Raw genomic sequence first — 10,817 nt, forward strand, 5'->3', positions numbered from 1 at the left:
TCCAGGCTCACAGGGCCTTGACCGCGAGGATTTCCACCTCGAAGTTCAGGGTCTTGCCGGCCAGTGGATGGTTGAAGTCGATGGTCACCTGGGCGTCATCGAACGCTTTCACCACACCCGGCAATTCGGCGTTGGCGGCATCGTTGAAGATCACCAGCAGGCCCTCGGACAACTCCATGTCCTGGAACTGCGAACGCGGCATGACCTGCACGTTCTGCGGGTTTGGCTGGCCGAAGGCGTTTTCCGGGTTGACGGTCACGGTGCGCTTGTCACCCGCCTTGAAACCGAACAGCGCCGCTTCGAAGCCCGGCAGCAGGTTGCCGTCGCCGACCTTGAACACCGCCGGCGCCTTGTCGAAGGTGCTGTCGACGGTGTCGCCGTTTTCCAGGTGCAGCGCGAAATGCAGGGTCACTTCGGTGTTCTGGCCGATACGGGTCTCAGTCATGGACGGGTTCTCCGGACTTTTTGCTCTTGAACATATCCAGCGCCAGCATCACCGCACCCACGGTAATGGCGCTGTCGGCCAGGTTGAAGGCCGGGAAGTACCAGCGGTTCTGCCAGTGCACGAGGATGAAGTCGACCACGTGGCCGAGCACGATGCGGTCGTACAGGTTGCCCAGCGCACCACCCAGCACCAGTGCCAGGGCGACGGCCAGCCAGGTCTCGTTGCGCCCCAGGCGCTTGAGCCAGACCACCAGCACCGCACTGACCACCACGGCGATCAGGGCGAACAGCCAGCGCTGCCAGCCGGAGCTGTCAGCCAGGAAGCTGAAGGCTGCACCGGTGTTGTAGGCCAGGGTCCAGCTGAAGTAGTCGGGAATGACCACGATCTGCTGGTACAGGCTCAGCGCGCCCTCGAAGTAGAACTTGCTCGCCTGGTCGAGGACCAGGACCAGCAGGCTCAGCCACAGCCAGCTGAGGCGCCCGAAGCGCCCCACACCAGGGTTAGGCATAGTGGCGCACCTCGCCGTTGCCGCTGATGTTGTCGGCGCAACGGGCGCAGATTTCCGGGTGCTCCGGGTTCGCGCCGACGTCTGCGCGGAAGTGCCAGCAACGGCCGCACTTGGCGTGGCCGGACTTGACCACTTTCAGCTTCAGGCCCGGGACTTCGGTCTCGACCGCATCGGCCGGTGCCTGGACGAACGGCGCAACGCTGGCCGCCGAGGTGATCAGCACGAAGCGCAGCTCGTCGCCCAGCTTGTTCAGGTCGGCGCTCAGGGCGTCGTCGGCGAACAGAGTGACTTCGGCTTGCAGGTTGCCACCGATGGCCTTGGCCGCACGCTGGTTTTCCAGCTCCTTGTTGACCGCAGTCTTGGCTGCCATGACGCGATCCCAGTAGGCGCGACCCAGCTCGAAGCCTTCCGGCAGCTCGCTCAGGCCTTCATACCAGGTGTTGAGCATCACCGACTCGTTGCGCTCGCCCGGCAGGTACTGCCACAGCTCGTCGGCGGTGAACGCCAGGATCGGCGCGATCCAGCGCACCAGCGCTTCGCTGATGTGGTACAGCGCGGTCTGGCAGGAACGACGGGCAACACTGTTGGCGCCAGTGGTGTACTGACGGTCCTTGATGATGTCCAGGTAGAAACCGCCCAGCTCCTGCACGCAGAAGTTGTGGATCTTCGAGTAGACGTTCCAGAAGCGGTATTCGCCGTAGTGCTCTTCCAGCTCGCGCTGCAGCAGCAGGGTACGGTCGACCGCCCAGCGGTCCAGCGCCAGCATGTCTTCGGCCGGCAGCAGATCGCGGGCCGGGTCGAAGCCGGACAGGTTGGAGAGCAGGAAGCGCGCGGTGTTGCGGATACGCCGATAGGCGTCGGCGCTGCGCTGCAGGATCTGCTCGGAAACCGCCATCTCGCCGGAGTAGTCGGTGGCCGAAACCCACAGGCGCAAGATGTCGGCACCCAGGGTGTCGTTGACCTTCTGCGGCTCGATGGTGTTACCCAGCGACTTGGACATCTTGCGGCCGTTCTCGTCGACGGTGAAGCCGTGAGTCAGCAGTTCGCGGTACGGCGCGTGGTTGTCGATGGCGCAGCCGGTCAGCAGCGAGGAATGGAACCAGCCGCGGTGCTGGTCGGAACCTTCCAGGTACAGGTCGGCGCGCGGGCCGGTTTCGTGGCCGATGCTGTGCGAGCCACGCAGCACGTGCCAGTGGGTGGTGCCGGAGTCGAACCAGACATCGAGGGTGTCGGCGATCTTGTCGTACTGGCCGGCTTCGTCACCGAGCAGTTCGGCGGCGTCGAGCTTGAACCAGGCTTCGATGCCCTCCTTCTCGACACGCTTGGCCACTTCTTCCATCAGCTCGACAGTGCGCGGGTGCAGCTCGCCGGTTTGCTTGTCGAGGAAGAACGGGATCGGTACGCCCCAGTTGCGCTGACGCGAGATGCACCAGTCCGGACGGTTGGCGATCATCGAGTGCAGGCGCGCCTGGCCCCAGGCCGGGACGAACTTGGTTTCTTCGATGGCTTTGACCGCACGCTTGCGCAGGGTTTCGCCGTTGTCGGGCTGCTTGTCCATGCCGACGAACCATTGCGCGGTGGCGCGATAGATCAGCGGGGTCTTGTGGCGCCAGCAGTGCATGTAGCTGTGGCTGATGGTTTCGGTGTGCATCAGCGCACCGACTTCCGAGAGTTTTTCGACGATGGCCGGGTTGGCTTTCCAGATGAACTGGCCGCCGAAGAACTCCAGCGACGGCACGTACACGCCGTTGCTCTGCACCGGGGTGAGGATGTCGTCGTTGACCATGCCGTAGCGCTTGCAGGTGACGAAGTCGTCTTCACCATAGGCTGGCGAGGAGTGAACCACACCGGTTCCGGCGCCCAGCTCGACGTAGTCGGCCAGGTACACCGGCGACAGGCGATCGTAGAACGGGTGACGGAAGTTGATCAGCTCAAGCGCCGAGCCTGGTGCGGTGGCGATCACCGAACCTTCCAGCGCATAACGCTGCAGGCACGATTCAACCAGCTCTTCGGCCAGCACCAGCAGCTTGTCGCCGGTATCAACCAGGGCGTACTTGAACTCCGGGTGGACGTTCAGCGCCTGGTTGGCTGGAATCGTCCACGGGGTGGTGGTCCAGATCACGATCGAAGCTGGCTTGGCCAGCGCAGCCAGGCCGAACGCGGCGGCCAGCTTGGCCTCATCGACCACCGGGAAGGCGACGTCGATGGTCTGCGATTTTTTATCGGCGTACTCGACCTCGGCTTCGGCCAGGGCCGAACCGCAATCGAAACACCAGTTGACTGGCTTGAGGCCCTTGAACACGAAGCCGTGCTTGACCATTTCGGCCAGTGCGCGGATTTCACCGGCTTCGTTGGCGAAGTTCATGGTCTTGTACGGGTTGTCCCAGTCGCCCAGCACACCCAGGCGGATGAACTCGGTCTTCTGCCCTTCGATCTGCTCGGCGGCATAGGCGCGGCACAGCTCGCGGGTCTGGTCGGCGCTCAGGTGCTTGCCGTGGGTCACTTCGACCTTGTGCTCGATCGGCAGGCCGTGGCAGTCCCAGCCCGGGACGTACGGGGCGTCGAAACCGGACAGGGTCTTGGAGCGGACAATCATGTCCTTGAGAATCTTGTTCAGCGCATGACCGATGTGGATCTTGCCGTTGGCGTAGGGCGGGCCGTCGTGCAGCACGAACTTCGGACGATCCTTGCCAATTTCGCGCAGCTTCTGGTACAGGCCAATGCTGTCCCAGCGCTGCAGGATCTGCGGTTCGCGCTGTGGCAGGCCGGCCTTCATCGGGAAGGCGGTGTCCGGAAGGTTTAGCGTGGCTTTATAGTCGGTCATTTCAGGCTCTTCGTTAGCGGTTGACCGTGCCAATGGGCACGTGCGGCGGCGATATCCGCATCGATCGCCGACTTCAGCGCCTCCAGGGAGGCGAATCGCTGCTCTTCACGCAGCTTGTGGTGGAATTCCACCGTCAGACGCCGGCCATAGAGATCGCCGGCAAAATCCAGAAGATGTACTTCCAGGTGGGCTTTGCCATCACCTGAAACAGTTGGCCGTACGCCGATGTTGGCAACGCCCGGCCAGTTCTTGCCATCGACTTCGACACTGACCAGGTAGACCCCGGTGAGCGGTACGCGATGGCGCTTGAGCTGGATGTTGGCTGTCGGGGTACCCAGCTGGCGTGCCAGCTTCTGCCCGTGCAGCACGCGCCCACGGATGCGGAACGGCCGCCCCAGCAATCGCTCGGCCAGGGCGAAATCGGCGTTGGCCAGGGCATCGCGCACTTGCGTGCTGCTGACCCGCAGGCCATCGAGCTCGACGGTTTGCGCTTCTTCCACGGTAAAGCCCTGGAGGATGCCGGCCTGCTCGAGGAAGTCGAAGTCACCGACCCGGTCGCAACCGAAGCGGAAATCGTCGCCCACTTCCAGGTGCTTCACACCCAGGCCATCGACCAGGATGGTATCGACGAACTCGGCGGCACTGAGCTTGCTCAGGCGCTGGTTGAACGCCAGGCACAGCACCCGGTCGACACCGGCGGCGGCCAGCAGGGCGACCTTGTCGCGCAGGCGGGCCAGACGCGCGGGCGCAGTGTCGGGTGCAAAGTATTCACGCGGCTGTGGCTCGAAAATCACCACGCAGCTGGGCACGCCCAACTCGTCCGCTCGCTCACGCAGGCGCGCCAGGATTGCCTGGTGGCCGCGGTGAACACCGTCGAAGTTGCCAATAGTGGCGACACAGCCCCGGTGCTGGGGGCGCAGGTTGTGGAGGCCTCGAACCAGCTGCATAACGCGCTTCTTGCTCATAAAGTGGTCGATTATAACCACACCCGGGCGCTGACGACAGGCAGCAGCGTCACCCCGAGGCGTGGAATGTGTAAAACCGACGTCTGACCGTCGTAACGCCTTAATGCAACGCCTTGCGGGCGAAGTCGCGCGGGCGGAACCCAAACAGCAACAGACAGCCGAAATAGGTCACGACCCCGGCCAGGATCAGCGCGCCAAGGCGCAGGAAGCGCTCAAGCATCTGCCCTTCGGCCCAGGCCGGCATGTAGTGCATGCCCACCAGCAACACCGCCGACATCAGCAGCACTGCCACCACCAGCTTGGCGAGGAACTTGGCCCAGCCCGGTTGCGGCTGGAACAACTGCTGCTGGCGTAGCTTCCAGTACAACAGGCCAGCGTTCAGGCAGGCGCCGAGGCTGATGGCCAGGGCCAGGCCGGCGTGCTGCAGGTGGCTGATGAATGCCAGGTTGAACAGCTGGGTGCAGACCAGGGTGAAGATGGCGATCTTCACTGGAGTACGGATGTTCTGCTGGGCATAGAAGCCAGGTGCCAGCACCTTGACCAGGATAATCGCCAGCAACCCGAGTGAATAGGCAATCAGCGCACGTTGGGTCATGGCCGCATCGAAGGCGCTGAACTTACCGTACTGGAACAGCGCCACGGTCAGCGGCTCGGCCAGGATCGCCATCGCCAGGGTGCACGGCAGCACCAGCAAAAAGCACAGGCGCAGGCCCCAGTCGAGAATCCGCGAATACTCGTGGCGGTCGCGGTTGGCGTAGGTCTTGGCCAGGGTTGGCAGCAGGATGGTGCCAAGGGCTACACCCAGCACACCGGAAGGCAGTTCCATCAGGCGGTCGGCGTAATACATCCACGACACCGAACCTGCGACCAGGAACGAGGCAAAGATGGTATTGATGATCAGCGAGATTTGGCTTACCGAGACCCCGAGGATCGCCGGCAGCATCTGCTTGAGCACTCGCCACACGCCGCTGTCGCGCAGGTTCAGACGCGGCAGCACAAGCATGCCGATCTTCTTCAGGTGCGGCAGCTGATACAACAGCTGCGCCAGGCCGCCAGCCAGCACGCCCCAGGCCAGGGCCATGATCGGTGGGTCGAAATATGGCGTGAGGAACAGGGTAAAACCAATCATCGCCACGTTGAGCAGGGTCGGCACGAAGGCCGGCACCGAAAAGCGGTTCCAGGTATTGAGGATGGCGCCGGCCAGCGATGACAGCGAGATCAGCAATATATAAGGAAAGGTCACCCGCAGCAGGTCGGTGGTCAGCTGGTATTTTTCAGTGCTGTCGACAAAGCCCGGGGCTGTTACCCACACCACCCAGGGCGCGGCGAGGATGCCCAGGGCGGTAACCAGGGCCAGCACCAGGGTCAGCAGGCCGCTGACATAGGCGATGAAAGTGCGGGTCGCCTCCTCGCCTTGCTGGGTCTTGTATTCGGCCAGAATCGGCACGAACGCCTGGGAAAACGCGCCTTCGGCGAAGATGCGCCGCAGCAGGTTGGGCAGTTTGAAGGCAATGAAGAAGGCGTCTGTGGCCACGCCGGCACCGAATACCCGCGCCAGGATGGTGTCACGGACAAAGCCCAGCACCCGCGAGATCATGGTGATGGAGCTGACCGCGGCCAGGGATTTAAGAAGATTCATCGAAAGTTTTTCACGCCTGAGGATAAAGGGCTGTGCCGCAACGCGCCCAGTTGTGCGATACTCCGCGCCGCAACGCAAGCAGAGCAAAAGCTCCCGAGTTTACAGGTCGTACCGCAGAAGGGAATCACTCCCTTGTACAGAACGACCACTCAGCGGAACCATGCAAGTGCCCTTGACAACCGATCAACTCATCGGCATGATTCGCGGCCTATTTTGTTTGCTATTTACCAAGTCTTTCGAGGAGCTCGACGGTGGCCAACTCACCTTCCGCCAAAAAACGTGCAAAACAGGCTGAGAAGCGTCGCAGCCACAACGCCAGCCTGCGTTCCATGGTTCGTACCTACATCAAGAATGTAGTTAAAGCCATCGACGCAAAAGACGCCGAAAAAGCGCAAGCTGCTTACACTCTGGCTGTTCCAGTTATCGACCGTATGGCCGATAAAGGTATCATCCACAAGAACAAGGCTGCTCGCCATAAAGGCCGTCTGAATGGCCACATCAAGGCGCTGAAAGAAGCTGCAGCTGCCTAAGCGACATGCTTGTTGAAAAACCGACCCTAGGGTCGGTTTTTTATTGCCTGTGATTTGTGTTGCGGGCAGAAAAGCATCGCGGGGCAAGCCCGCTCCTACAGGTTTGTGTAGGAGCGGGCTTGCCCCGCGATGGCTAACGACTACTTACCAATCTGAATCTTCGGTGCCCACTGCAGCCATTCATCCTCGGCCTTGTCGAACAGGGCGAAGGTCTGCTGCGGCCGCGCCGGGTTGCCCATCTTCTCGCCGTCTGGCGTGGCGAAGGCAATACCACCCTCTATCAGGGTCTCCAGCGACTCTGTACGCACTGTTGCGCCCTTGAACAGACCGATATCGAAGCCAAAGCCGCTGCTGTTCCAGAAACGGCTACCGCCACGTACCAGCGCTGCATACTTGGGCTCGATCAGAATATGGATCAATACCCGGTCGGCGGTCTGGCCCAATTCGAAACCGGTCACCTTGCCTACCGGAATCTCGCGGTAGGTAACCGGCACGCCCGGCTTGATCGAACCTCGCCGCGCAGCACTGAGCACCAGTGACAGGCCAGCTTCGCGCTCGGAGAAGTCCGGCGCCTGTGGCAAGGCGTTGAAGTTAAGCTGCGGCCCGGTACTCCTGACCGCTGGCTGCACTTCCAGGTACTGGCCGGTCACCAGGGTTTCCAGGTTGGCGGTCTTGACGATGCCCAGGGCCGGCTTGACCACCCAGAACTGCGTACCTTCTCGGGCAATGCGCTCCGGCACTTCGGTAATCCGCGCCTTGAGCAGCACCGCCTGCAGATCCTTGGTCAGGTCGACCTCCTCGACCTTGCCGACATCCAGGCCCTTGAAGCGAACCGGCGTGCCGACCTTGAGGCCGTCTGCGCGATCGACGCGGATGGTCACCGTGGTACCGCTGCGATTGGCCGCCTCCTGGCTTTCATTGAGGCGGAAGAACGGAATACGGCGCTTGAGCTTCACATTCGGGACAGGTGTGTCGAAGGCGATACCGCCAGCCATCAGGCTTTGCAGCGATTCACTCTTGATCTGGATGCCCGACAGGCCACCACTCAGGGTAATGCCGCTGGCGTTCCAGAAGCGCGTCGAACCGTTGACCAGGCCTGCATACTCTTTCTCGATGTGCACACCGATCAGCAGGCGCTTGCTCTTCTTCGAGAACTGATAGCTCTGCACCGTACCGACCTTGACCTGACGGTAGAGGATCGGGCTGCCTACTTCCAGTGAACCGAGGTTGTCGCTGTACAGCACCAGATGCAGCCCGGGCGCCTTGAGGTCCAGCGGCGGCGCCTTGGCCCGCGCCTCGAACTCGCGCTGCGGTGTCGCGCCCTTGTCGCCCGGGCGGATGGCAATGTAGTTACCTTTGACCAGCGCTTCCAGACCGGTAATACCGGCAAGGGAGATCGACGGCTTGACCACCCAGAACTGCGTACCATCGACCAGGTAGTCTTCGGCCAGCGGATCGAGGGTCAGCTCGGCCATGGCGCTGGCCAGGTCGGCATCGACCTTGAGGGTCTTCAGCGAGCCAACCTGGATTCCCTTGTACATTACCGGAGTACGCCCTGCCTGCAGGCCCTCGAAGTCACCCAGCTTGACCTTGACGCGAATACCGGCCTGGGCCGCATCGAAGTCTTCGTACAGGCGGAAAGGCAAATTCGGATCGGTTGGCGGGCTGTCCTTGCGGTGCTCGGGCGTGGCGAAGGCAATACCGCCGGCGACGATGCTGGCCAGCGACTCGCTGCGCACCTTCACCCCGGAGAGGTTGGCGTCGATGCTGATGCCACTGGCGTTCCAGAAACGCGTGTGTTTGCGCACCAGCTCGGCGTAGGCCGGCTCGATGAACACCTTGATCTCGACCGTACCCTGGTCTTCAGCCAGGCGATAGCTCTTCACCCGGCCAACCTGGATCTGCTTGTAGAACACCGGGCTGTCGCGGTTGAGCGAACCCAGGCGGTCTGCCTTGAGGGTCAGGTGCAGGCCCGGCTCACTGTCGGACAATGGTGGCGCTTCATCCAGCGCCTTGAAGCGCTTGGTCGGCTCGCCCTGCCCCGGACTCACGGCAATGTAGTTGCCGGACACCAGGGTTTCCAGGCCGGTTATCCCGGCCAGGCTGACGCTCGGTTTGACCAGCCAGAAGCGCGTACCGGTATTCAGGTGCGGCTCGGCTTCCTTGTTCATCTCGATCGTGGCGATGACCCCGGTATTGCTGCCCTTGGCATCCAGTACCAGTTCTTTCACCTTACCGACCGACATGCCCTTGAAGACCACTTCGGTCTTGTTGGCGACGATACCTTCACCGCTCTCAAAGCGGACCTGGATGTTCACACCTGACTCGCGATAGGCCTGCCAGCCAAGCCAGCCACCGATCACCAGGGCGATCAGGGGCAATATCCATATGGCCGACCAGTTCGAAGCTGGGCGGGTTTTAGCCGTAGGCAAATCACTCATGGTCGTCATCCGACTCCGTGTTATCCCAAATCAGTCGGGGATCGAAGGTTACTGCAGCGAGCATCGTCAGAATCACCACACTGGCGAAGGCGACGGCGCCCAGATTGGCTTCGACACTGGCGATCCTGCCGAAATTCACCACCGCCACCAGAATGGCGATCACGAAAATATCCAGCATCGACCAGCGTCCGATGAATTCGATGAAGCGGTACATCAGGATCCGTTGCCGGGCCGACAACGGTTGGTGGCGCTGCACTGAATAAAGCAGCAAGGCAATGCCCACCAGCTTGAAGGTCGGCACCAGGATACTGGCGATGAACACCACCGCGGCGATCGGCAGCATACCGTGCTTCATCAGGGTGATGACACCGGACATGATAGTGTCCGGGCTACCCTGCCCCAGGGCGCTGACAGTCATGATCGGCAGTACATTGGCCGGGATGTACAAGATTGCCGAGGTAATCAGCAAGGCCCAGGTTCGCACCAGGCTGTTCGGCCGCCGTGCGTGCACCGCTGCGCCACAGCGGGTGCAGGTTTGCGCGTCACTGTCCGGTTCCTGGCGATTCAGCTCATGGCACTCGCCACAAACCAGAATCCCGGCATCAATCGCACGCATGCAGGTCTTCCCCCGATAAAGCACTCCATATCTGGTGGGGCGACATCACCACCTCCAGCCACACCTGCACTAACAACAAACTGATAAAGCAGGCCAGACCCAGACCGAGGCTCAGCTCCGCCAGGTCGACCAGTTTGACCATCGCCACCAGCACGCCCATGAAATAGACCTCGAGCATGCCCCAATCGCGGAGGTGGTGATAAATCCTATAGAGCAACAAACCGTAACTGCGGCCGATGTCCAGGCGAATGCTCAACAGCACTGCCAGCTGGCACAGCAGCTTGAGCAAAGGAATGGCCATGCTGCAGAGAAACACCACCACCGCCACTCCGCGCATGCCGGTGTTGTACAGCCCGACCACGCCGCTCCAGACGGTATCGTCGGAGCTTTGGCCAAGCAGGTGCAGTTGCATGATCGGCAGGAAGTTGGCCGGCACGTAAAGCAGCAAGGCGGCAAGCACCAGGGCCAGGCTGCGCTGGACCACATTGTGTCGATGGGCGTAGAGCTCGTAACCACAGCGCGGGCAGTGGGCCTTTTCGTCCTGTTTGAGCACAGGCTTGCGCATCAGCAGGTCGCATTCGTGACAGGCCACCAGGTCTTCCAGGGGCAGGTCAGCGAGCTGATGAGGGTCGGCAGGTTCTGACATAGTGAACTTCTGAGTCAACGCGAGGGCGCTATTCTAACCGATAGAACGGTGGCGCCTAGCTCGCCGGCAAGGCTGGCTCCCACAAGGGCCACGACTAGCAGTTAGATCGCCAGAAAGACAAAACCCCTACCTGCATGCGCAGATAGGGGTTTCGGAATTTAATCTTGACGATGACCTACTCTCACATGGGGAAACCCCACACT

Annotated in this window: 9 protein-coding genes; 1 reads left to right on the forward strand and 8 read right to left on the reverse strand. The window is 61.7% G+C overall.

The features are described from left to right. Window positions 1-7: 7 nt before the first annotated feature. The 5 genes from fkpB to murJ all read right to left on the reverse strand — a co-directional run bounded on the left by fkpB (window position 8) and on the right by murJ (window position 6,381). Window positions 8-445 (reverse strand): FKBP-type peptidyl-prolyl cis-trans isomerase, encoded by a 438-nt coding sequence (gene fkpB, locus ABIE20_RS06240; RefSeq protein ID WP_429503661.1) that lies wholly within the window; start codon window positions 443-445, stop codon window positions 8-10. Continuing rightward, a complete protein-coding gene (gene lspA / locus ABIE20_RS06245) occupies window positions 438-953 on the reverse strand; it encodes a signal peptidase II (RefSeq protein WP_429503663.1) in 516 nt (171 codons plus the stop codon). The genes fkpB and lspA overlap by 8 nt, the downstream gene beginning before the upstream one ends. Beyond that, complete coding sequence (gene ileS / locus ABIE20_RS06250; RefSeq protein ID WP_429503665.1) at window positions 946-3,777, reverse strand: isoleucine--tRNA ligase; 2,832 nt, start codon at window positions 3,775-3,777, stop codon at window positions 946-948. Before ileS ends, lspA begins: the two co-directional genes overlap by 8 nt. Then, a complete protein-coding gene (ribF, locus tag ABIE20_RS06255) occupies window positions 3,774-4,724 on the reverse strand; it encodes a bifunctional riboflavin kinase/FAD synthetase (RefSeq protein WP_429503667.1) in 951 nt (316 codons plus the stop codon). The genes ileS and ribF overlap by 4 nt, the downstream gene beginning before the upstream one ends. 118 nt (window positions 4,725-4,842) lie before the next feature. Beyond that, on the reverse strand, window positions 4,843-6,381 hold the full coding sequence (murJ, locus tag ABIE20_RS06260; RefSeq protein ID WP_045200785.1) for a murein biosynthesis integral membrane protein MurJ: 1,539 nt from the start codon (window positions 6,379-6,381) through the stop codon (window positions 4,843-4,845). Window positions 6,382-6,632: 251 nt separating this feature from the next. Between murJ and rpsT the strand changes: the two genes are divergently transcribed. Beyond that, window positions 6,633-6,911 (forward strand): 30S ribosomal protein S20, encoded by a 279-nt coding sequence (gene rpsT, locus ABIE20_RS06265; protein ID WP_010220592.1) that lies wholly within the window; start codon window positions 6,633-6,635, stop codon window positions 6,909-6,911. A gap of 140 nt (window positions 6,912-7,051) precedes the next feature. On the opposite strand, the gene ABIE20_RS06270 is transcribed toward rpsT, so the two are convergent. From ABIE20_RS06270 to ABIE20_RS06280, 3 genes are read right to left on the reverse strand one after another with little or no spacing between them, the layout of a single operon-like run. Beyond that, window positions 7,052-9,352: an MlaD family protein gene (locus ABIE20_RS06270; RefSeq protein ID WP_429503669.1), complete on the reverse strand. Its 2,301-nt coding sequence runs from the start codon at window positions 9,350-9,352 to the stop codon at window positions 7,052-7,054. After that, window positions 9,345-9,968, reverse strand: a complete 624-nt coding sequence (locus ABIE20_RS06275; RefSeq protein ID WP_429503670.1) for a paraquat-inducible protein A — start codon at window positions 9,966-9,968, stop codon at window positions 9,345-9,347. The genes ABIE20_RS06270 and ABIE20_RS06275 overlap by 8 nt, the downstream gene beginning before the upstream one ends. Continuing rightward, entirely contained in the window at window positions 9,955-10,614 is a 660-nt protein-coding gene (locus ABIE20_RS06280) for a paraquat-inducible protein A (protein ID WP_429503672.1), read from the reverse strand. Before ABIE20_RS06280 ends, ABIE20_RS06275 begins: the two co-directional genes overlap by 14 nt. Window positions 10,615-10,817 lie beyond the last annotated feature (203 nt).

Source organism: Pseudomonas sp. 2835 (assembly GCF_050435905.1).
Classification (GTDB): Bacteria; Pseudomonadota; Gammaproteobacteria; order Pseudomonadales; family Pseudomonadaceae; genus Aquipseudomonas.